Annotated in this window: 12 protein-coding genes and 8 pseudogenes; 4 read left to right on the top strand and 16 right to left on the bottom strand. The window is 68.8% G+C overall.

What is annotated here, in order from left to right; all coding sequences use genetic code 11:
• Window positions 1-51: 51 nt before the first annotated feature.
• Window positions 52-975 (top strand): transcriptional regulator GcvA, encoded by a 924-nt coding sequence (gene gcvA / locus ACFQDL_RS25140; protein ID WP_379911404.1) that lies wholly within the window; start codon window positions 52-54, stop codon window positions 973-975.
• A 132-nt stretch (window positions 976-1,107) separates the two neighbouring features.
• Here the strand turns inward: gcvA and ACFQDL_RS25135 are convergent, their stop codons facing one another.
• From ACFQDL_RS25135 to ACFQDL_RS25120, 4 genes are all read right to left on the bottom strand, one after another.
• Window positions 1,108-1,431 (bottom strand): AzlD domain-containing protein, encoded by a 324-nt coding sequence (locus ACFQDL_RS25135; protein ID WP_379911403.1) that lies wholly within the window; start codon window positions 1,429-1,431, stop codon window positions 1,108-1,110.
• Window positions 1,428-2,165, bottom strand: a complete 738-nt coding sequence (locus ACFQDL_RS25130; RefSeq protein ID WP_379911402.1) for an AzlC family ABC transporter permease — start codon at window positions 2,163-2,165, stop codon at window positions 1,428-1,430. Before ACFQDL_RS25130 ends, ACFQDL_RS25135 begins: the two co-directional genes overlap by 4 nt.
• A 102-nt stretch (window positions 2,166-2,267) precedes the next feature.
• Window positions 2,268-4,079, bottom strand: coding sequence for a hypothetical protein (locus ACFQDL_RS25125; RefSeq protein ID WP_379911401.1), 1,812 nt, complete (start codon window positions 4,077-4,079; stop codon window positions 2,268-2,270).
• 77 nt (window positions 4,080-4,156) lie between these two features.
• A complete protein-coding gene (locus ACFQDL_RS25120; RefSeq protein ID WP_379911400.1) occupies window positions 4,157-4,753 on the bottom strand; it encodes a hypothetical protein in 597 nt (198 codons plus the stop codon).
• Between the two features lie 266 nt (window positions 4,754-5,019).
• Here ACFQDL_RS25120 and groES point away from each other — a divergent pair, with 266 nt between their 5' ends.
• Window positions 5,020-5,334, top strand: a complete 315-nt coding sequence (groES, locus tag ACFQDL_RS25115; RefSeq protein WP_379911399.1) for a co-chaperone GroES — start codon at window positions 5,020-5,022, stop codon at window positions 5,332-5,334.
• Window positions 5,331-6,961 (top strand): annotated as a pseudogene (gene groL, locus ACFQDL_RS25110) (chaperonin GroEL). Before groES ends, groL begins: the two are co-directional and overlap by 4 nt.
• Before the next feature lie 298 nt (window positions 6,962-7,259).
• Here groL and cobF read toward each other — a convergent pair.
• The 4 genes and pseudogenes from cobF to cbiE all read right to left on the bottom strand — a co-directional run bounded on the left by cobF (window position 7,260) and on the right by cbiE (window position 10,396).
• Window positions 7,260-8,030: a precorrin-6A synthase (deacetylating) gene (gene cobF / locus ACFQDL_RS25105; RefSeq protein WP_379911398.1), complete on the bottom strand. Its 771-nt coding sequence runs from the start codon at window positions 8,028-8,030 to the stop codon at window positions 7,260-7,262.
• Window positions 8,027-8,833 (bottom strand): precorrin-4 C(11)-methyltransferase, encoded by an 807-nt coding sequence (cobM, locus tag ACFQDL_RS25100; RefSeq protein ID WP_379911397.1) that lies wholly within the window; start codon window positions 8,831-8,833, stop codon window positions 8,027-8,029. Before cobM ends, cobF begins: the two co-directional genes overlap by 4 nt.
• Window positions 8,830-9,180: pseudogene (locus ACFQDL_RS25095) on the bottom strand (cobalamin biosynthesis protein); the annotation flags it as partial. The gene cobM and the pseudogene ACFQDL_RS25095, both read right to left, overlap by 4 nt.
• A gap of 11 nt (window positions 9,181-9,191) precedes the next feature.
• A pseudogene (gene cbiE / locus ACFQDL_RS25090) lies at window positions 9,192-10,396 on the bottom strand (precorrin-6y C5,15-methyltransferase (decarboxylating) subunit CbiE).
• 54 nt (window positions 10,397-10,450) lie between these two features.
• Between cbiE and ACFQDL_RS25085 the strand changes: the two are divergent.
• Complete coding sequence (locus ACFQDL_RS25085) at window positions 10,451-11,143, top strand: cobalt-precorrin-6A reductase (RefSeq protein ID WP_379913328.1); 693 nt, start codon at window positions 10,451-10,453, stop codon at window positions 11,141-11,143.
• Here the strand turns inward: ACFQDL_RS25085 and cobJ are convergent.
• The 8 genes and pseudogenes from cobJ to ACFQDL_RS25045 all read right to left on the bottom strand — a co-directional run bounded on the left by cobJ (window position 11,119) and on the right by ACFQDL_RS25045 (window position 20,649).
• Window positions 11,119-11,867: pseudogene (gene cobJ / locus ACFQDL_RS25080) on the bottom strand (precorrin-3B C(17)-methyltransferase). The gene ACFQDL_RS25085 and the pseudogene cobJ overlap by 25 nt on opposite strands.
• Window positions 11,864-12,589: a precorrin-2 C(20)-methyltransferase gene (locus tag ACFQDL_RS25075; RefSeq protein WP_379911396.1), complete on the bottom strand. Its 726-nt coding sequence runs from the start codon at window positions 12,587-12,589 to the stop codon at window positions 11,864-11,866. Before ACFQDL_RS25075 ends, cobJ begins: the two are co-directional and overlap by 4 nt.
• Window positions 12,586-13,213 (bottom strand): annotated as a pseudogene (locus tag ACFQDL_RS25070) (precorrin-8X methylmutase). The gene ACFQDL_RS25075 and the pseudogene ACFQDL_RS25070 overlap by 4 nt, the downstream one beginning before the upstream one ends.
• Window positions 13,197-13,433: a hypothetical protein gene (locus ACFQDL_RS25065; protein ID WP_379911395.1), complete on the bottom strand. Its 237-nt coding sequence runs from the start codon at window positions 13,431-13,433 to the stop codon at window positions 13,197-13,199. The pseudogene ACFQDL_RS25070 and the gene ACFQDL_RS25065 overlap by 17 nt, the downstream one beginning before the upstream one ends.
• The gene (locus ACFQDL_RS25060) at window positions 13,403-14,347 is read right to left on the bottom strand and encodes a cobalamin biosynthesis protein CobG (protein WP_379911394.1); all 945 of its coding nucleotides are present in this window, start codon (window positions 14,345-14,347) and stop codon (window positions 13,403-13,405) included. Before ACFQDL_RS25060 ends, ACFQDL_RS25065 begins: the two co-directional genes overlap by 31 nt.
• A pseudogene (cobN, locus tag ACFQDL_RS25055) lies at window positions 14,337-18,208 on the bottom strand (cobaltochelatase subunit CobN). Before cobN ends, ACFQDL_RS25060 begins: the two are co-directional and overlap by 11 nt.
• Window positions 18,208-19,301 (bottom strand): annotated as a pseudogene (gene cobW, locus ACFQDL_RS25050) (cobalamin biosynthesis protein CobW). Before cobW ends, cobN begins: the two co-directional pseudogenes overlap by 1 nt.
• Window positions 19,292-20,649, bottom strand: a pseudogene (locus tag ACFQDL_RS25045) (cobyrinate a,c-diamide synthase). The pseudogenes cobW and ACFQDL_RS25045 overlap by 10 nt, the downstream one beginning before the upstream one ends.
• Window positions 20,650-20,668: the final 19 nt, after the last annotated feature.

Genomic DNA, 20,668 nt, shown 5'->3' with positions numbered 1-20,668 from the left:
TATTCAGGCACTCAAACGATTAATATTGAGTCTTATGGATAAGTATTCATTATGTATCCGCTGAAGCCACAGCTGCCGCCGATGTCCTCGCTGATCGCCTTCGAGGCGGCCGCACGCCACCTCAGCTTCACCCGCGCGGCCGAGGAACTGCACCTGACCCAGGCCGCGATCAGCCGCCAGATCCGGCAGCTCGAGGAGAATCTCGGCCTGGCGCTCTTCACGCGCTCCCACCGTGCGGTGCGCCTCACAGCCGAGGGCAGGAAGTTTCAACATACCGTCGCTACCGCGCTGGAGCTGCTGGCCACCGCTGCGGGGGACCTGCGACATGCAAAGCCGCACTCGCCCCTCTCGATCGCCGCCGACCTGTCGATCGCTGCCTTCTGGCTGATGCCGCGCCTGCCCCGCTTCCGTGAAGCCCATCCCGGGATCGACATCCGCGTCATTGCCTCCGATGACAACACCGACCGGCTCGAGGACGGTGTCGATATCGCCATCCAGTATGGCGACGAAGGCGGCTGGCCCCGCTACCGTAGGGACTACCTGCTCGACGAGGAGGTGTTTCCGGTCTGCAGCCCGGCGTACCTCGCCCGTTTCCCGTGGCTGAAGGAGCCCGCGGACCTGCTGCAGACCACCCTGCTGCATCATGAAGACGAGCACTGGGACTGGATGGACTGGCGCAACTGGCTCGCCAGCCAGGGAATCCGGCTGACAGGCCAGCGCCAGGACCTGCAGATCAACAACTACCCGCTGCTGATCCAGGCCGCGATAGCCGGCCAGGGTGTCGCGCTCGGCTGGCGCCACCTGCTCGACGACCTCCTGGCCAGCGGTCTGCTGGTCCGCCCGATCGCGGCATCGTTGCGGACCCGACGCGGTTATTATCTGATAACGCCGGATACCGACCGCCTGTCACCGAACGCACAAAGATTCTGCGACTGGGTAAAGATCGAATGTCGGAACACCCTACAGTCGGAATAAATCCAAGTTTCACCACGACAGAATACCGAGCTTCCCGTTTCTCTGCCGGTTTTCATTCACCTGGATGACAAACAGATTTCCAGCCTGACTATTTTTGCTTCGCACCACGAAAACGGGCGCACCGAACCACACTCAGGCCAGATACTGCAGCGTCCAGAGGGTTCCCATCCCGGCCACCAGGGTGAAGAGGATATTGCGGCTTTTCCAGGCCACGAGGGCGGCCACGAGTGCGGCCCAGATCCGCGGATTCTCCAGCGAATACGGCGCTGCGGCGCCCCCATAGATCACCGCCGGCAACACCAGCGCCGCCAGCACGCTGGACGGAACGTAGTGCAAGGCCCGCTGCAGGCCAGACGGCACCCTGAGCCGGCCGTAGAACTGGATAAAGGACAGCCGGAGAGCGAAGGTCACGCATCCGACGGCCAGGAAAAGCAACCACAGCGACAGCTCGCTCATTGGCCGTCCACCCCTTCAGTCGACGCGGCCGCAGCCGCCTTTTCCGGGCGCAGGCGTTCCACGACCAGGCCCGTGCCGATACCGCACACGGCGGCCAGTAGAAAGCCGAGATTGTAAGGCATACCGACCGCCAGTACCGCAACCAGCCCACCGACGCAGGCCGCCGCGAGACTTGCGCTGTTGCGAATCGCCGGTATAAGCAGAGCCAGAAACACCAGCGGAATGGCGAAATCCAGCGACCAGTTGGCCGGGATACCGGCACCGAGAAAGACGCCGGCCATGACCGACAGCTGCCAGGTGAGCCACATCGCAAGCGCCGCGCCGGCAAAGAAGCAGTGTCCATGGCGCGCCCCGTCCGCGGATGAAAAGCGCAGAATGCTCAGCACATAGGCCTGATCGGACAGCATGTAGGACAGCGGCCACTTCCAGCGCCGCGGCAAGCGGTGAAAATGCGGCGCCAGCGAGGCACTGTACATCAGAAAACGCAGATTGATCACCAGCACGGTGACCAGAATAATCAGCGGCAGGGCATCATTGCGCAGCAGCTGCAGCGCCGCCATCTGGGCGGAACCGGCATAGAACAGCAGCGTCATGCCGATGGTGGTGCCGGGCGACAGGCCCTGTTCGATGGCAGTGACACCGGTCACCAGACCGAACGGAATCACGCCTGGCGCTGCCGGCAGCAGCGCGCGGGCACCGCCGAAGAAGGCTTCCTTTCCCGAATTGAATTGCATATCAAACCCTGCCGTCGAAAGGCAGCATTATCGCATTGCCGACGTCAAACGCCACCTTGGCAAAGCGGACACAGGCGACACCGATACCCATGGACGGGCCATTCAAATGCCGTAACACTGCTTCACCGCCATGGCGCCCTCCGCGCCGATCGCCTGATATTTGCGCCAGAACTCCGCATCGATCGCCTGCAGCGTCTTCGAGGTGCCCGCCTTGCGGTAGCGCCTCAGGTGTGCCGGCCCGCCGTTGTAGACGCCATAGGTGGCACGGGCGAGGTTATGGGGGTCGCCGGTGATCTCGTGCTCCCGCTTGCGGATCGCGAAGTCCACCAGGTAGTGCACCAGGATCTCGTTGCCGGCACGGGCGTTGTAGCCGACATCGTCCTGCAGACGGCCGATGTCGTAGACACCGCGCCAGACATGCCGGTTGATCTGCATCAGACCAATGGCGCCGCCCGGCGACAGCAGGGTGCGTACCTGGCCGTCACGCTCGACGTACTGGCGCCAGCAGCTCTCCTGCCAGGCGGTGGCCCGCAGCAGGTCGGCATAGATGTCGAAGAACCGCTCCGGAACCTTGCCTTTCGGCTTTTCGGCGTCGATAACCGCCTCCAGCAGCCGGTCCATGACCTCGAGGTAGGCGTCAATCTCCGCCGGCGCCGGCACCCAGGCCGTCAGTTGTTTCACCAGTGCAGGGCTGATCGGCCCGGCATGGGCAGCCGGAATCAACCAGGCAAAAGGGAGGCTGTCGCCCTCCTCCCCGCTGAGCTCGGGATCCAGCCCCAGCAGCCTGCGCAGCGCCGGGTCGACCTCGGTACCGTAGTCGAGCTCCGTCTCGCCCACCCCCGGCACCAGCAGCCGCGCCAGGGCGCGCAGGCTGTGGCTGTCCAGCCGCATGCCCAGGTGGGGCGCGGCACTGTCGAGCGTCCTGAGGGCATCCGCGGCACTGACGAAGGCCGCGAACTGCAGCGCCTGGATGCCCGGCACCTGCAGACGGCTGTCCTCGAGCAACGGCGCCAAACGCGCCCAGGTACGCAGGAAGAGGTCCCGCACCGGATCGCGGCTGCGATCGTCCGCGGCCAGCGCGTCCCGCAGGTCGTAGCGCGCCTCGAGCAGGATGTCCGCCAGCGCCCGGGCCAGCTGCGGCTCGGCATCGGCGGCAACGGTCTTGATCAGCCAGGTGGCGAAACCGTCCCAGGCCTGCCAGTTGGCATCCCAGTGCGCCAGCTCCTCCTCGGTCAAAGGCCGCTCCCGCGCCGGCCGCCAGTCCGGCGCCGGATCGGCGACGACCAGCCCGAGCAGCACTTCAAGTGTATCGGCGGCCGGCGTCACGGCCTCGAGCCAGACCAGCGGCTCGGACGCGACACCGCCCTCGGGTGCGGCGACGGCCATGGTCATCAGCTCGCCGATGCCGTCGACCGCAGGCGCCAGGTCCAGGGTGACCGCCTCGAAGCGGGGATGAACCCAGCGTTTCACCCAGTCCCAGAGGATGCCGGGCACCGCCTTGCCCTCGTCATCGAGACGCAGAATGTTGGAGTCGAGCAGGCGGAAATGGACCTGCGAGCGCTCAGTATCGACATAGGGCGTCTGCAGCGTTTCGAGCAGGCCGCTCCAGCCGATGGGCAGCATGCAGAGCTCGCCCACCGGTGTGCCGATCTGGGCATCGACCTGGGCCAGTACCCGGATACGGCCATCCGCAGCGCCTTCGACCCTGGGGCTCGACAGCACCAGGGTATTGCAGCGACGCGCATCGGCCAGGACCTCGACCGACCCTCCGGGACCGGTGAACAGCTGTTCGCCGAGCGCCCGTTCGAGAATGCGGTAATCGACCGCCACCGGCAGCGCGAGCTCGGCCGCCCCGACAGGCGCCGGCACCAGAAAAACGCCACAGATCAGTGCCGCAACGGCATGCCAGCGCATCGCCGCTCTCCTCAGACAGGTCCAGATCAGGCGGTATACACCGCCAGCCCTGACCTTGCAAGGGCCAGCGGCGTGATTCAGTGACGGTTGGCGTTGCGCGCCAGCGTGATGCCCAGACGCGCCAGTTGCGCCGCCTCGGCCGGATTGCCGCTGGCGAGCCAGCGCCGGTACAGCGCCATGATCTCGGTGGCGCTGTACTGTCGGCAGCGACGGCAGGCGCGGGCGACCAGGTCGAGCATCTCGACGAACCCTTCGGCCAGCTCGGCGAAGATAGGCCGCTGGTGCAGGGCGTTGTCGGCCAAGTACGCGTAGGCGCCGCTGCCCATGCCGATGAAGTAATCACGCTGTATGCCACGACGTGCGTAATGCTCGGGGAAAAGCGCACCGAGAAACAGTGCCAGATCCCCCAGGTGGCGCAGGATCAGGCAGCGCTGGCGCTCGTCGCCGGCTTCGAGGGCTTCGCCGTAGAGCAGTGCCAGCGGACGGATACTGCGTACGCCGTCCTGATAGCTGAACAGGGCGTCGTTGCGGCTGAATCGCTCCAGCAGGTTGCCGAGATACCAGCAGGTGTCCTGCTGCGGCGGCCGCTCGGCGGTCTGCTCGAGCTGTTGGCGGAAGTACTCGGCGAGGCTGGCACGGGACAGGGGCTGATGGCTTGAACGATCTGACAGCATCGGCAGCTCCTTCTCTGACATACACCTCTTAAATCTAGGCCAGGGATGGCCTGTGTGTGAAAAATGCAAGGAGCAATTTTTCACTTAGGTCAGGAGCGACCTGCATGCAGCCGTACGGCGTCGAACGGGAACCGGAAAAAAATTTTCATATCCCCTCTTGAAAAGCCCCGGGGCCGCTCCTATATGGGATTTCACGGGCGCAGCCGATGCGTTCGTAGTCGTTTGTTTGTGTCATGTTATCAACAACTTACGGAGAAATTTCTGGTATGAGCATTCGACCTCTCCACGACCGTCTTGTGGTGCGCAGGCTGGAGGCGGAGACCACCAGCAAGGGCGGCATTCTGATTCCCGACAACGCCAAGGAAAAGCCGAGCCAGGGCGAAGTGATCGCCGTCGGCGACGGCACCGTGCTGGACAACGGCGAGCTTCGTCCGCTGGCCGTCAAGCCCGGCGACCGGGTGCTGTTCGGCAAGTACTCCGGCAGCGAGCTGAAGCTGGACGGCGAGACCCTGCTGGTGATGCGGGAGTCCGATGTCCTGGCCGTGATCGAGAATGCAGACAGTGAGGAGAAAGCAGCATGAGCGCCAAGACCGTCAAGTTTTCCAATCAGGCCCGCGAGCGCATGCTCGCCGGCGTCGACATCCTGGCCGAAGCGGTCAAGGTGACCCTGGGTCCGAAAGGCCGCAACGTCGTGCTCGAGAAGAGCTTCGGCGCGCCGCGTGTCACCAAGGACGGCGTCTCGGTGGCCAAGGAGATCACCCTCAAGGACAAGTTCGAGAACATGGGCGCCCAGATGGTCAAGGAGGTCGCCTCCAAGACCGCCGATATCGCCGGTGACGGCACCACCACCGCCACCGTCCTGGCCCATGCGATGATCCGCGAAGGCCACAAGGCGATCGCCGCCGGCATGAACCCGATGGACCTCAAGCGCGGCATCGACGCCACCGTCAAGGCGGCGGTCGAAGCGCTGCACACGCTGGCCACCCCTGCGCCGACAGCAAGTCGATCGGCCAGGTCGCGACCGTATCGGCCAACTGGAACGAGGATATCGGCGACATCCTGGCCCGTGCGATGGATGTCGTCGGCCGCGACGGCGTCATCACCGTCGAGGAGGGCAAGTCGCTGGAGAACGAACTCGACATCGTCGAGGGCATGCAGTTCGACCGCGGCTACCTGTCGCCCTACTTCGTCACCAACCAGGAGAAGATGCAGGTCGAGCTGGACAGCCCCTACATCCTGCTGTTCGACAAGAAGATCAGCAACATCCGCGACCTGCTGCCGGCCCTCGAGGCGGTCGCCAAGGCCGGCAAGCCGCTGCTGATCGTCGCCGAGGACATCGAGGGCGAGGCCCTGGCGACCCTGGTGGTCAACAACCTGCGCGGCATCCTCAAGGCCGCCGCCGTCAAGGCGCCGGGCTTCGGTGACCGCCGCAAGGCGATGCTCGAGGATATCGCCGTCCTGACCGGCGGCACCCTGATCAGCGAAGAGGTCGGCCTGTCGCTGGACAAGGTGACCCTGGAGCAGCTGGGCACCGCCCAGCGCGTGGTGATCGGCAAGGACAACTGCACCCTGGTCAACGGCGCCGGCAGCAAGGAGGCGATCAAGGCCCGCGTAGAGCAGATCCGCGCCCAGATCGAGACCACCAGCTCCGACTACGACCGCGAGAAGCTGCAGGAGCGGGTCGCCAAGCTGGCCGGCGGTGTCGCCGTCATCAAGGTCGGCGCCGCTACCGAGGTCGAGATGAAGGAGAAGAAGGACCTCGTCGATGACGCCCTGCATGCCACCCGCGCCGCCGTCGAGGAAGGCATCGTCGCCGGCGGCGGCGTGGCCCTGGTGCGCACCGCCGCCACCCTTGCCGAAGAGGGTGTCAAGACCGCCAACAGCGACCAGGCCGTCGGCGTGCGCATCGCCCTGCGCGCGATGGAAGAGCCGCTGCGCCAAATCGTCGCCAACGCCGGCAGCGAGCCGAGCGTGGTGCTGAACGCGGTACGCGGCGGGACCGGCAACTACGGCTACAACGCCCAGACCGACGCCTACGGCGACATGCTCGAGATGGGCATCATCGACCCGGCCAAGGTGACCCGTTCGGCGCTGCAGAACGCCGCCTCCATCGCCGGCCTGATGCTGACCACCGAAGCCATGGTCGCCGACCTGCCGGACGACAAGCCGGCAGCCGGTGCAGCCGCCGGCATGGACGACTGGGGCTGATCGGGCCTTGGCGTCGCAACCGCGAGGGGCCAGGCGAAAGCCGGCCCCTTTTTTGTGTTTCATCGCGCTTTAGCGGGAAATGGGTGTAGGGTGCCGGTAAGCGAAGCGCACCGCACCGCACCGCACCGATTGGCCACACGGGCAAGCGTTCGATATTTGCATTCAATCAGCACCCATTTTTGCCTAACGGTGACTTACTTTTCTTTTGCGTGAAAAGAAAAGTAAGCAAAGAAAGCACGCCCATGAGAAGCCGGCCTGCGGCTGCACTCTGCGCGCTGAAAGCCTTTTCCGGGCCTGGCTAAATGGGTCGCGGCCCGGTGCGGGCCAACAGGTAGATGTCCATGATCCAGCCATGCCGCACGCGCAGGGCCGCGCGGCTTTCGAGGATACGCGGGCCGGCCTGCGCCAGCGGCCCCTTGATCAGGCACTGCTTGTCCATACCCAGATAAGCACCCCACCAGATATGCAGGCCCTCAGGCGGCAACGCCTCGAAGGCGCCGCCTGCGTCGAGCATCACCGCGACGCAGGCGGCATCGGCGGGCCAGCCGCGCTCGCGCAGGCGCCGGCCGGTGGTGATCAGCACCGGCTCCGCGAGCCGGTTGAGCGGGATCCGGTGCTCGGCGGTGAGCACCTGCAAACTGGTGATGCCCGGCACCACCTCGACCTCCAGGTTCCGCCCGGCCTGGCCCAGGCGCGCGGCGATGCGCAGGCCGCTGTCGTACAGCGACGGGTCGCCCCACACCAGCATGGCGACCCGGCCGCCCGCCGGCAGGTGGTGGTCCATCAGCTCGCCCCAGACCGCGGCAATAGCGCCGTGCCAGTCGTCCACCGCGCCGAGGTAGTCGTCACGGCCCTCGCGCTGCGGCAGGTCGAACTCGACTAACCGGGTCCGGGACGGCTCGCTCAGCAGGTTGCGGCACAGCAGCCGGCGCAGGTCCACCAGGTCGGACTTGCCCTCGCCCTTGCGCGGCAGCAGCACCAGGTCCGCGGCGTTCAGCGCCCGCACCGCCGCCAGGGTGACGTGGTCCGGGTTGCCGGTGCCGATGCCGATCAGCGCCAGCCGGATCATGCATCGCGCTCCCCGCCTTCGGGCGCCGGTTCGGCAAAGGGCGAGTCCGCCGACTGTGGGCGGAAACGGCGGTCGTAGCCGATGGCGTAGAGACAGCTGTCGTGGAAATCCGTCGCCGCCAGCGCCGGTCCCACCAGGATCAGCGCGGTGCGGTTCATCGCCGGATCGAGCTGCGCCGCCACCGTCGCCAACCGCGCCCGGATCACCCGCTCATCGGGCCAGCTGGCACGCCAAACGATGGCGACCGGGCAGTCGGCGCCGTAAAACGGACTCAGCTCGTCCACCACCCGGTCGAGGTTGTGAATCGACAGGTGGATCGCCAGGGTGGCGCCAGTGCGGGCGAAGTTGGCCAGGGTCTCGCCGTACGGCATGGCGCTGGCGCGCCCGGAGGTGCGCGTCAGAACCACCGACTGGGCCACGCCCGGCAACGTCAGCTCCTGTCCCAGGGTCGCCGCGGCCGCGGCAAAGGACGGTACGCCCGGGGTAACGGTATAAGGGATATCCAGTTCCCGCAGCCGCCGCAGCTGCTCTCCCATCGCCGACCACACCGACAGGTCGCCGGAGTGCAACCGCGCGATATCGAGCCCCGCGGCATGGGCGGCGGCGATTTCGGCGACGATCTCGTCGAGCGACAGTGGCGCAGTGTTGACGATGCGCGCTCCCGGTGGACAGTGCTCGAGCACCTGCGCCGGCACCAGGGAGCCGGCGTAAAGGCACACCGGGCAAGCGGCGATCAGGTCCCGTCCGCGCAGGGTCAGCAGGTCCGGTGCGCCAGGGCCGGCGCCGATAAAATGTACGGTCATGTGATGATTCCTTCAGCCAGGGCCGCGGTGGCCCGCCGGTCTTCTGAGATCAGTCTCGGGCCGAGCAGACGCGCAGCGGGGCCCGCGGCGATCAGGGCAACGGCTTCGGCAACGCTGCCGGTGCCGCGAGCCCGCAGGCTATGTGTGGATTGGGTCGGGGTGTCGGCCGACGCCAGGTCGGCATCTGCTACGGCGACCACGGCGATCCCCCGCGCCGCGCCCAACGTGCGCACCAGCGCCTGCATCGACGCGGCCGCCGCCAGCCCGTCGACCGGGCCGTAGCGCTCGCAGAGCCGGTCCAGCACCTCGGCCAGCGACTCGATCGTTGCCGAGCGGCGAAAGCCGAATCCCGCGACGATCAACGCGTCACCCGCCATTGCACGATGGGGTAGCTCGCCTTCCAGCCGCGCCGCGACCCGATGGCGGCGACGGACGACAACTCCAGCCGCAGCAGGTCGCCGCCCCCTGCGCTGCCATTCGCCGAGCAGCGCTTCCGATTCCAGGGTCACGGCGTTGGCGACGATGCGCACGCCCGCTGGCAGGGTCTGCCACAGGTGTTCCAGTAACGGTGCCGAGAGCCCGCCGCCGACGAACACGGCATCCGGCGCCGGCTGGCCCACCAGCACCGCGGGGGCCCCGCCCTCCACCACTTCGAGCCAGTCGACACCCAGATTCAGGGCGTTGCGGCGCGCCCGTGTCACGCGCTCGGCGCTGCACTCGAAGCCCAGGGCGCGGTTGTCCGGGTGCGCCAGCAGCCACTCGATTGCCACCGAACCGGAGCCGCTGCCGATATCCCACAGCCGTTCACCGGGGGCCGGAGCCAGCGCGGCCAGCGTCACCGCGCGCACCGCCTGCTTGGTGATCTGGCCGTCGTGTTCGAAAAGCGCATCCGGCAGGCCCGGCGTACACGGCAACGCCGGTCCCGGCCCTCGATCTCGAGCCCCAGCGCGACCGGATGGGCGATATCCGCCGGCAGCTCGGCATCGGCGCGCAGCGTGCGGATGCGCTCGTCGGCGCCGCCCAGCGATTCCAGCAACCACAGCCGCGTCGCGCCGAAGCCGAGGCGTTGCAACAGGCCCGCCAGCTCGCTCACCGCCGCGCCGTCGCGCAGCAGCACCAGCAGGCGTTGGCCGCGCTGCAAATGGGGCCTGATGCGGGTCAGCGGTTTGGCGTGCAGGCCGAGACAGCTGCAGCCCTCCAGCGCCCAACCCAGCCGCGACGCCGCCAGGCTGAAGGCCGACGGCGACGACACCGCGTGCCATTCGCCGGCCGTAAGGTGGCGCGTCAGGCTGGTGCCGGCGCCGAACCAGAAAGGGTCGCCGGACGCCAGCAACACCACGCGCCGGCCACGTTCGGCCAGCAGTAGCGGGATGCCGTCGGTAAACGGCACCGGCCACTCCCGCACCTCTGCAGTCAGCGGCGGCAGCAGGCGCAGGTGGCGGCACGCGCCGAAGACGACCTCCGCCGTTTCCAGCGCGCTGCGGCTTGCCGTGGTCAGGCCCTCTGTGCCACTCTCCCCCAGCCCACGATTGTCAGCCACGGAGCGCTTTTGTCGTCAGTCATCATGAAGGTCCTGATCCTGGGGGTACCACCGAAGCCGGCGCCCTCGCCCGCGCCCTGAGCCAGGGTTCGATCCCCGCCCTCTACAGTTACGCCGGCCGGGTGACGGCGCCAAAACCGCAGCCGGTGCCGACCCGGGTCGGCGGTTTCGGCGGCGCCGACGGCCTGGCTGCCTTCCTGGTGGACCAGGGCATCACCCACCTGGTCGACGCCACCCACCCCTTCGCCGCGCAGATGAGCCGTAACGCCGTGGCGGCCGCCGCGCGCAGCGGTGTCGAGCTGATCGCGCTGACGCGGCCGCCCTGGGCGCCGGTCGAGGGCGATTGCTGGCAGCGGGTCGCCAGCGTCGAAGCGGCGGTGACGGCGCTCGACGGCCCCGCCGAGCGGATCATGCTGGCGATCGGCCGCATGCATCTGGCGAGCTTCGCCGCGCAACCGCAGCACCATTACCTGCTGCGGCTGGTCGATGCCCCCGAGGTGTCGGCGCCGCTGCCCCGCCACAGCACCGTCGTCGACCGTGGCCCCTTCACGCTGGAGGGCGACCTGGCGCTGCTGCGCGAGCATCGAATCGAGCGCCTGGTCTGCAAGAATGCCGGCGGCAAGGGCGCGGCCGCCAAGCTCGAAGCCGCACGCAGGCTCGACCTGCCGGTACTGATGATCGACCGGCCCGAGCTGCCGCCACGGCAGGAAGCGCACAGCGTCGAGGCCGTGCTGGCGTGGCTCGCTCATACGACGGATCTCGGCGTATAAACCAGCGCGTCGCCGTCGCGCTCGATGCACCGCGTCAGGCTCGAGCCGACGATCACCAGGGTGCGCATGTCGGCCATCTCCGGCTCCGCCTCGCCCAGCGTCGTCACCCGCAGCGACTCTTCCGGCGTCGACACCGCGCGCGCGAACAGGATCAGTCGCTGTGGCCCGCAGGCCTCCCGCAACACAGTCAGCGCCCGTGCAAAACCTTCGGGTCGCGACGCCGAACGGGGGTTGTAGAACGCCATCACGAAATCCGCCTCGGCGGCGAGCCGCAACCGCTTTTCGATCAGCGCCCAGGGCTTGAGATTGTCCGACAGGTTGATGCAGCAGAAGTCGTGCCCCAGCGGCGCGCCGGCCCGGCGCTGGCCGCGAGCATCGCGGACACCCCCGGCAGCACCTGGATATCGAGCGCGCGCCACGCCGGATCCCCGGCCTCCAGCGCCTCGAACAGCGCCGAGGCCATTGCGAACACGCCCGGATCCCCGGAAGACACCACCACGACCCGGCGCCCATCGCCGGCCATGCGCAGCGCCGCCTCCGCGCGCCGGATCTCCTCGCGATTGTCCGAACCGTGGCGCACCAGGCCCGGCCGCGGCGCCACCCGTTCGACGTAGGGCACGTAGCCGACCACGTCGGTGGCATCGGCCAGCGCGGCGGACACTTCCGGCGTCACCATCAAATCGGCGCCGGGACCGAGCCCGGCGATCTTCAGCCAGCCACTCATGGCCGCCTCCCGTTGCCGTGGATCACCAGGATGGAAAAGTAGGGCGCGCTGTCGCCGGCCTCGCGCAGCGGTATCACCCGCTGCTGCGCCATGGCGGCGTACTCGACCAGCCAAGCCTCTTGCTCGCGCCCGGACCGCGCCAGCGCCCGCCGCAGCTTGTCCAGGTTGCGGCCGATCTTCATCACCACCAGGGCGTCGGTATCGGCAATGCGCTCGGCCAGCGTCGCTTCCGGCAGGGTGCCCATAAGCACCGTGAGGATGTCGTCGCCCCAGGTCACCGGCTGGCCGGTGGCGGTCCAGGCGGCGGACATGCCGGTGATCCCGGGCACCACCGAGACCGGCACCCGGCCCTGCAGCCGCGCGTACAGGTGCATGAAGGAGCCGTAGAAAAAGGGATCGCCCTCGCACAGCACCACCAGGTCCTCGCCCGCCTCGGCCAGCGCCGCCAGCTGCGCGACGCAGCCCGCGTAGAAATCCGCCAGCAGCGCGTTGTAGCGCGGGTCCTCGAACGGGATCTCAGTAGTGACCGGGTACTCCATCGGCAGCTCGACGACGTCGTCGCGCAACATACCCTCGACGATGCCGCGGGCGTGCCCGGTGCGGCCTCGCTTGCGGAAATAGGCGACGTGGGACGCCTGTCGGACCAAGCGGTCGGCGCGCACGCTCATCAGGTCCTGGCAACCGGGCCCGAGACCGACGCCGTAGATGGTGCCGCGGCTCATTCGCGGCGATCCGCAATGGCGTTGATGGCGGCGACGGTCACCGCGCTGCCGCCGAGGCGTCCGCGCACGATGCAGCAGGGAGCCGCCCCGCTCTGCCACAGCGCCTCCTTCGACTCGGCGGCGCCGACGAAGCCCACCGGGCAGCCGATAATCGCCGCCGGGCGCGGGCAGTCCGGGGACTCGAGCATGTTGAGCAGGTGAAACAGCGCGGTCGGCGCGTTGCCAATCGCCACCACTGCGCCCTCCAGGTAGGGACGCCAGAGCTCCAGCGCCGCCGCCGAGCGGGTATTGGCCATCTTTTCGGCGAGCAAGGGCACGCGTTCGTCGTGCAGCGTGCAGATCACCGCGTTGTCCGCCGGCAGGCGCTACGCGTCACCCCTCGGACACCATGCGGGCATCGCACAGGATCGGCGCGCCGTCTTCCAACGCGGCACGGGCCCGCTGCACCATGTCGCCGTTGAAGTGGATGTGCGGCGCCAGCTCGACCAGGCCCGCGGCATGGATCATGCGTACCGCGATCTGCTCCTCGTCCGGCGCGAAGCGCGTGAGTGCCGCTTCGCGGCGGATGGTGGCAAACGACTCCCGATAAATCGCCGTTCCGTCCGTTTCATAGACGTGGGGCATCGAATTTCTCCAGGTAAGCAAAAACGTCAGATTCGTTGAGGCCAGTCGCCGCCGGCGCCGCGTCCGCGCGGCCGTCGACAATCAGGTCGTAGCGGCCGTCGCGCCCGACCAGGCACAGCGTCGCGGGCTCGCGGCGGGCGCAGCCCTTGCGACAGCCCGATACGTGCACCGAGCCGGCGAGTCGTCCGCTCAGGCGTTCAGCCAGGTCCCGCGTCGCCACCGTCGCCTGCTCGCAACCGGGCCCGCCGGGACAGGCATCCACCGCCAGCCGGGGATCGCCGTTATCGTCCAGCAGGCCGGCAGGCGCCGGCCCGTCGGCCCCTCGATGAGCAGGCGGCGCCAGGGCGTCAGCCGCACCCCGGCCACCGATTGGGGCTCGAGCGCGGCACGAAGGGTCGGGGCGTCGACCCGCCCGAACGGCAGGCCGTAGACCCGGCCCAGCGGGTGCGCGCCCAGCGGCAGCGGACTTCTTGGCGCGGCGGGCGCCATTGACGCCGGCGCCCAGCACGGCAGCGGCGCCCGGTGCCGGTGCATGCGGCCCGAAACCTGGCCGCCGCTGTCGGCGAACCAGTGCGCCAGCCGCAGCAGCAGCGTCACCGCCGCCTCCACCGAGGCCGCCGGCGTGCCCAGCGCCAGGCCGTCGGCCCGTACCAGCAGAGCGCTCGAGGCCGCGCGCTCGATGCGCAGGTCCGCCGACGCCGCACCGAGTACAGGCGCCGGTCCCGCGTCGACGGCGAAACCGAACTTGCCCGGCAGGGCCGGCAGCTCGCCGAGGCGCGACAGCAGCAGTCGGGCCGCCGCGTCGTTGTCGTCCCCCGGCCGCCAGTCCGGCACCAGCAGCACATTGCGCCGGCTTTCGCTGTCCGGGTCCGGATCGAGCAGGCCCTGTTCGGCCAGCATGTCCAGCAACCCGGGCCAGCCGGCTTCGGACACACCGCGCAGCTGCAGGTTGGCGCGGCTGCTGAGGTCGATCAGGCCGTTGCCGAAGGTTTCGGCGGCATCGCACAGCGCCAGCGCCTGCGCCCGGCTCAGCCGGCCCTGATAGGGGCGCACGCGCACCAGCAGGCCGTCGCCCGACGCCATCGGCCGCCAGGCGCCCGGGCACCAGCCCCTGACACGCCCCTCAGCCGCCATGGGCCGCGCCCTGTGCTGCACCAAGAGGCGCCATGCCGGTCTCGCGCGCCTCGTCGATCTCCAGCAGCAGCTCTTGCAGCGCTGCCCCCTGCTCGCCCGGTTCCCGCCACAGCCCGCGCTGCGCCGCTTCCAGCAGGCGCTCGGCCATCTCCTCCAGCGCCGCGGCGTTGTGCCGGCGCAGGAAGCGTTGGTTGTCCGGATCCAGCACCAGGGCGTCGCTCACCTGGGCGTACTGGTAGTCGGCCACCAGGTCGGTGGTGGCGTCGTAGGCGAACAGGTAGTCCACCGTCGCCGCCATCTCGAAGGCGCCCTTGTAGCCGTGTTCGCGCATCGCGCCGATCCATTTCGGATTCAGCACCCGCGAGCGAATCACCCGGTTCAGCTCCTCCTTGAGGGTGCGGATGCGCGGCTGTGCCGGGTTGGCGTGATCGGCGTGGTAGATCGCCGGCGCCCGCCCGCCGAGGACGCGGCTGGCGTTGGCCATGCCCCCTGGAAGGCGTAATAGTTGTTCGAGTCGAGGATATCGTGCTCGCGATTGTCCTGATTCTGCATCACCGCCTCGAGGCCCTCCAACTGGTGCGCGAAGGCCGCGCGCGCGGCGACACCGGACTCCGGGAACTGGCCGTAGGCATAGGAGCCGCTGCGCAGGTAGGCCTCCGCCAGATCCTCGGCGCCGTCCCAGTGGCAGCCGTCGATCAGCCGGTTGAGGCCGGTGCCGTAGGCGCCCGGCCGGCTGCCGAACACCCGGTAGCTGGCCTCGCGGGCGGCGGCGTCCGCCGTCATGCCCTGCTCCTCCAGCGCCTGCCGGCGCGCCTGTACGGCGCTGCGAATACCGTTGGCGTCGCCCGGCTCCTCATACTCGGCCAGCGCCTGTACCGCGGCGTCGAACAGGCGGATGACATTGGGAAAAGCATCGCGGAAGAAACCGGATACCCGCAGCGTCACATCGACCCGGGGCCGGTTGAGCAGCATGGCCGGGATCACCTCGACGTCGATGACCCGCTGCGAGCCCAGTGACCACACCGGCCGTACCCCCATCAGCGCCAGCGCCTGGGCGATATCGTCGCCGCCGGTGCGCATGGTGGCGGTGCCCCAGACCGAGAGCCCGAGCCGGCGCGGGAAGTCGCCGTTGTCCTGCAGGTAGCGCTCGACGAACGCCTGCGCCGACTTTTCGCCCAGCGCCCAGGCGGCGGGCGACGGGATGGCACGGTTGTCGACGCTGTAGAAATTTCGCCCGGTGGGCAGGGTGTCGAGGCGCCCGCGACTGGGCGCCCCGCTCGGGCCCGGCGGCACGCAATAGCCGGCGAGGCCGTCCAGCAGTGACCCGATCTCCATCGCGGCACCGCGCCGCATCGCGGCCCAGACCCGTTCGCGCGCGTAGCGGCACTGCACAGCGGTGGCGGGATAGTCCCGAGCCAGGCGATCGGGATCGCCGTCGCCGATGACGTACTCGGCCACCAGCCGCTGCGCCAGCAGCTCCAGCCGCTCGCGGGTGTCGGCGGCACTTCGCCAGGCGGATGCGCACTGCGCCGCCAGTACCGCGGGCCTGGGCCCGGCCCAGGGCTCGGCGTCTGCGCTCAGTGGATCGAAGCCGCCGTCCCGGGCGCCGAGCCCCAGGTCGTCAGCCAGGTTGTGCAGCAGCCCGCGATGCTCGGGCGCCTCGCCGCGCGGCAGGCGCAGGATTGCGACCAGGGTGCCCGCCAGCTTGTCCGCATCCGGCAGCGTGCCGAGGATATGCAGGCCATGGCGGATCTGGGCCTCCTTGATATCGCAGAGGTAGGTATCCAGCTCGTTGAGCAGGGTTTCGTCGTCGGAGCTGTCCAGGTCACGGGCGATGTTCTGGGCCAGCTCGCGGTCGATGCCGGTCCGGCGCAGGTGTTCGAGGATCCGCTGCCGCAGCAGCGCCTCGCGGCGCGGGTCCATCCCCAGCGCCTGGTAGTACTCGTCGGTCAGGGCTTCCAGCTCCGCCATGGCGCCGTAGAGTTCGGCGCGCGCCAGCGGCGGCATCAGGTGATCGATGATCACGGCCTGGGTGCGGCGCTTGGCCTGGGCGCCCTCGCCCGGGTCGTTGACGATAAAGGGGTAGAAATGCGGCAGCGGCCCCAGCGCGATATCGGGCCAGCAGTCGGCGGACAGCGCCGTGCTCTTGCCCGGCAGCCACTCCAGATTGCCGTGCTTGCCGACGTGGATCACGGCATCGACCCGGTAGTGCTCGCGTAGCCAGACGTAGAACGCCAGGTAGCTGTGCGGCGGCACCAGTTCGGAGTCGTGGTAGCTCTGCACCGGGTCGTCTATGAAATCCCGCTCCGGCTGGATGCCGACGAAGGTCTCGCCGAGCCGCACCCCGGCGATCATCAGGCGCCCCCGGCGGAACTTAGGATCCTGCTCGGGCGCACCCCAGCGCGCCTGAACCGCGGCCCGGGCGCCCTCCGGCAGGGTGTGGAGCCAGGCCAGGTAGTCGTCGAGCGCGATGCTCTGCCAGCAGGGACGCAGGTCCAGGCTGTCGTGATCGTTGGTGATGGCGCCCTGCAACAACTCGATCAGGGCGTCGCCGCTCTCCGGCACGCCGCTCACCGGGTAGCCCGCCCGGACCAGCGCGTGCAGGATCTGCAGCGTCGAGGCCGGCGTATCGAGCCCGACCCCGTTACCGATACGGCCGTCACGGTTGGGGTAGTTGGCCAGCACCAGTGCCAGTCGCTTGGCCGGGTTCGGCTTGCGCCTCAGGTCGCAGAAACGCCGCGCCAGCTCGGCCACGAAGGCGGCGCGCTCGGGATGCAGCTGATGCCGGATCACCGCCATCTGGCAGCGCTCGCTGTAGTGCGCCTCGGCCTTGAACCCCACCACCCGGGCGATCACGCGCCCGTCCATCTCCGGCAGCACCACCTGCATCGCCAGGTCGCGGCTGCGCAGGCCGCCGGCCTGCGCCCGCCAGTCCTCCTCGGTGCTGCTCGACAGGATCGCCTGCAGCACCACCGGCCGGCCGGCGAACAGCGACGCCTCCTCGGTGGCAGCTGCTATATCGAGATTGTCCGGGCTGCGGTTGACGGCGAAACTGGTGGTGTTGATCACCAGCAGGGCGCCGGTCCGTTCGATCAGGTGGTTGACGAAGGCGATGCAGGCCTCGTCCTTGAGCGACGCCACTGCCACCGGCAGCGGCGCCAGCCCTTCGCGGCGCAGCGCCTCGATCAGACCGTCCAGCACCGCGGTGTTGGCGCCCTGCAGGTGGCTACGGTAGAACAGCAACAGGCACACCGGGCGACCGGGCGCCTGTTGCGCCCGCCACTCGCCCAGGCTCGTTTCCCGGCCATCGCCGGGCGAATACAGCAGCGCGGCGGGTATCGCCCGGGGCTCGCGCCAGTCCAGTGCCAGCCCCAGGCACTCGGCGCCGACGCAACGCAGCAGCTGCTCGGCATTGTCGGTCCCGCCCTCGCGCAGGTAGCGCCAGGTCCGCCGCGCCAGCTCGAACGGCACGCTGGAGGCGGACAGCAGGGCATCGTCCGGCGCATCGCAGCCCGGCACCAGGATCAGCTGGCGCCCCTTGCCGGCGGACGCCCAGGCCAGCAGGCGCTCGTACCCGTACTGCCAGTAACTGCTGCCACCGAGCAGCGACAGGATCACCAGCCGCGCACCTTCCAATACCCGGTCCTCGTACAGGTCGTAGGCCGCCGGCTTGACCAGGTTCATCCAGTTCGCCAGCCGTACCGTCGGGTAGCCGTCACCGAGACGCTCGACCGCCTGCGCCAGCGCCGACAAGCTGCTGTCGGCGGCGGACAGGATCACGATCTCGGCGGGACTCTGCTGCAGGTCGACGATGCCTTCATCGTCGACGAAGCCTCCGGGCTTGGCAGCGAACAGGTGCATCAGGCGGTCGCCGCGAGCTCGGCGCCGGCCAGGGCTTGGCGCAACGCGTCGACATCCAGCCCCTTGCCGATGAAGACGATCTGGGTGCCGCGCGGCTCGCCCGGCGCCCACAGGCGATCGAAATAGCAGTCCAGGCGCTGGCCCACGGCCTGCACCACCTGGCGCATCGGCTTGCCGTGAATGGCGGCGAAGCCCTTGGCGCGGTAGATCGGGTAAGCCGTCAGCAGTTGCTGCAGACGCTCGGCCAGCACCGCGGCATCGACTTCGCCCAGGCGAATCACGCAGGAGTCGAAGTGGTCGTGGGCATGATCGTGGTGTGCACCTTCGGCGTGGTGGCGGTCGTGGTGGTTGTCGATCGCATCGATACCCTCCTCGCTCGCCGCGCCGATGCCCATCAGGGCTTCGAGCCCGCCCTTATCCTCTGCCAGCGTCTGGTCGATGAACAGCGTCTTCACCGAGTCGGAGACCCGTGCACGCACCAGCGCCTCGACCCGCTCCCGCTCAGTCGGCGCCAGCAGGTCAGTCTTGCTGACCAGCACCAGGTCGGCCGCGCTGAGCTGGTCGTCCAGCAATTCGCGCAGGCTGGGATCGTGGTCGAGGTTCTCGTCGGCGCGGCGCTGGGCTTCGACCTTGTCGACATCGCTGGCAAAACGACCGGCGGCAACCGCCGGCCCGTCGACCACCGTGATGATGGCGTCGACGGTGCAGTGCTGGCGCACCTCGGGCCAGTTGAAGGCCTGCACCAGGGTTTCGGCAGCGCCAGCCCGCTGGTTTCGATAAGGATGTGGTCGATATCGGCGCGGCGCTCCACCAGCTTTTTCATCACCGGCAGGAACTCCTCCTCCACGGTGCAGCAGATGCAGCCATTGGCCAGCTCGTAGATGCCGTCGTCCTCGGACACCGGCTGGGCATCGTCGCAGTCCAGCGCACAGCTGCGCAGCAGGCTGGAATCGATATCCTGCTCGCCGAACTCGTTGACGATCACCGCGATGCGCTTGCCAGTGACCTGGCGCAGTATGCCGGCCAGCAGCGTGGTCTTGCCGCTGCCGAGAAAGCCGGTCACCACCGTGGCGGGAATCTTGTTCAGTTGCATGCGTCAGCCTCCTTGGCCTGGATGTCGGCCGCCGTTTCAGCGCCCAGCAGGCGGGCCACAGCGACGGGGTTGTCGGGGAAAAACAGGTGCAGGTAGGACGCGGTCAGGCGCCTTTCACGGTAGATCGCCTCGCCCGGCGCGGGGTGGCGCTGGCGCCGGCCGTGGGCGATGGGTTCGGGGGTGCCGTCCGCCACCGAGCGGTGATGGGCGTGCGCCCTCACCGGCCCTTCCGGCAACTCGGCGGTCTGCATACCCTGGCAACCGCTGCGCCCGCGCATCCAGCCATGCCCCGGTAAAAGCCCAAGCATCGGGTGGCTGCGCTCGTCGTAACCGGCAAGCGAGTCGAGGCAGTAGAGCATGCCGCCGCACTCGGCGAGGATCGGCTTGCCGGCGGCGTGAAAGCGGCGGATAGCGTCCATCAGGGTCTGGTTCTCGGCCAGACGCGCAGCGTGCAGCTCCGGGTAGCCACCGGGCAGCCAGAGCGCATCGCACGCTGGCAAATGGCGGTCGGCGAGCGGCGAGAAGAAGCGAACCCTCGCGCCCATGCGCTCGAGGAGGTCAAGATTGGCCTGATAAATGAAGCTGAAGGCGGCATCCCGGGCCACGCCGATAACGCGACCCTGCATCGACGGCAGCGTCTTGGCGGCAACGCTGTCGACAGCCTCGAAGGTCACCGGCGACAGTTGCAGCAGGGCCTGGTCCAGCCCCTCGGCCTGCAGCGCGCGGGCGCCGGCCTCGAAGCGGTTTTCGAGGTCGTCGCGGATCTCGTCGGCCTGCACCAGCCCCGGTGCCGCTCCGGCAGCGCCAGGTCCGGGTTGCGCGCCATCGCGGCCAGCATCGGCACCGAGGCCGGCAGTGCCGCTTCGATCAGCTCACGGTGGCGCTGCGAACCGCAGGCGTTGGCGATCAGCCCGGCGATGCGGATATCGTCGCGAAATCCCGCCAGGCCCGCCACCAGCGCCGCCGCGGTCTGGGCCATGCCCTTGACGTCCATGACGATGACCATCGGCAGGCCGAAGCGCGCCGCGAGATCCGCGCTCGACGGCTCGCCGTCGAACAGCCCCATGGCGCCTTCCACCAGGATCAGGTCGGCCTCGCGGGCCGCCTCGTACAGGCGCTGCCGGCAGTAGGCCTCGCCCGCCATCCAGAGGTCGAGCTGATCCACCGGCTGGCCGGAGGCCTGCGCCAGCACCTGCGGATCGAGGTAGTCCGGCCCGGTCTTGAACACCCGTACCTGCTTGCCACGGTTGCGCAGCAGCCGGGCCAGCGCCGCCGTGACGGTGGTCTTGCCCTGCCCGGACGCCGGCGCGGCGATAAAGACCGCGGGGCAAGTCGCAGCCTCCGGCATCGGTTGTTTCGTGTTATAT

This window comes from Marinobacterium aestuariivivens (genome assembly GCF_042661465.1).
Taxonomy (GTDB): Bacteria; Pseudomonadota; Gammaproteobacteria; order Pseudomonadales; family Balneatricaceae; genus Marinobacterium_A; species Marinobacterium_A aestuariivivens.
This window is presented reverse-complemented; position numbering and strand designations above follow the sequence as displayed.

Bases quoted from the DNA above. Each gene is read 5' to 3' on its own strand.
- gcvA (WP_379911404.1), top strand. From the start codon at position 52: ATGTATCCGCTGAAGCCACAGCTGCCGCCGATGTCCTCGCTGATCGCC.
- ACFQDL_RS25135 (WP_379911403.1), bottom strand. From the start codon at position 1,431: ATGAGCGAGCTGTCGCTGTGGTTGCTTTTCCTGGCCGTCGGATGCGTG.
- ACFQDL_RS25130 (WP_379911402.1), bottom strand. From the start codon at position 2,165: ATGCAATTCAATTCGGGAAAGGAAGCCTTCTTCGGCGGTGCCCGCGCG.
- ACFQDL_RS25125 (WP_379911401.1), bottom strand. From the start codon at position 4,079: ATGCGCTGGCATGCCGTTGCGGCACTGATCTGTGGCGTTTTTCTGGTG.
- ACFQDL_RS25120 (WP_379911400.1), bottom strand. From the start codon at position 4,753: ATGCTGTCAGATCGTTCAAGCCATCAGCCCCTGTCCCGTGCCAGCCTC.
- groES (WP_379911399.1), top strand. From the start codon at position 5,020: ATGAGCATTCGACCTCTCCACGACCGTCTTGTGGTGCGCAGGCTGGAG.
- cobF (WP_379911398.1), bottom strand. From the start codon at position 8,030: ATGATCCGGCTGGCGCTGATCGGCATCGGCACCGGCAACCCGGACCAC.
- cobM (WP_379911397.1), bottom strand. From the start codon at position 8,833: ATGACCGTACATTTTATCGGCGCCGGCCCTGGCGCACCGGACCTGCTG.
- ACFQDL_RS25075 (WP_379911396.1), bottom strand. From the start codon at position 12,589: ATGAGCCGCGGCACCATCTACGGCGTCGGTCTCGGGCCCGGTTGCCAG.
- ACFQDL_RS25060 (WP_379911394.1), bottom strand. From the start codon at position 14,347: ATGGCGGCTGAGGGGCGTGTCAGGGGCTGGTGCCCGGGCGCCTGGCGG.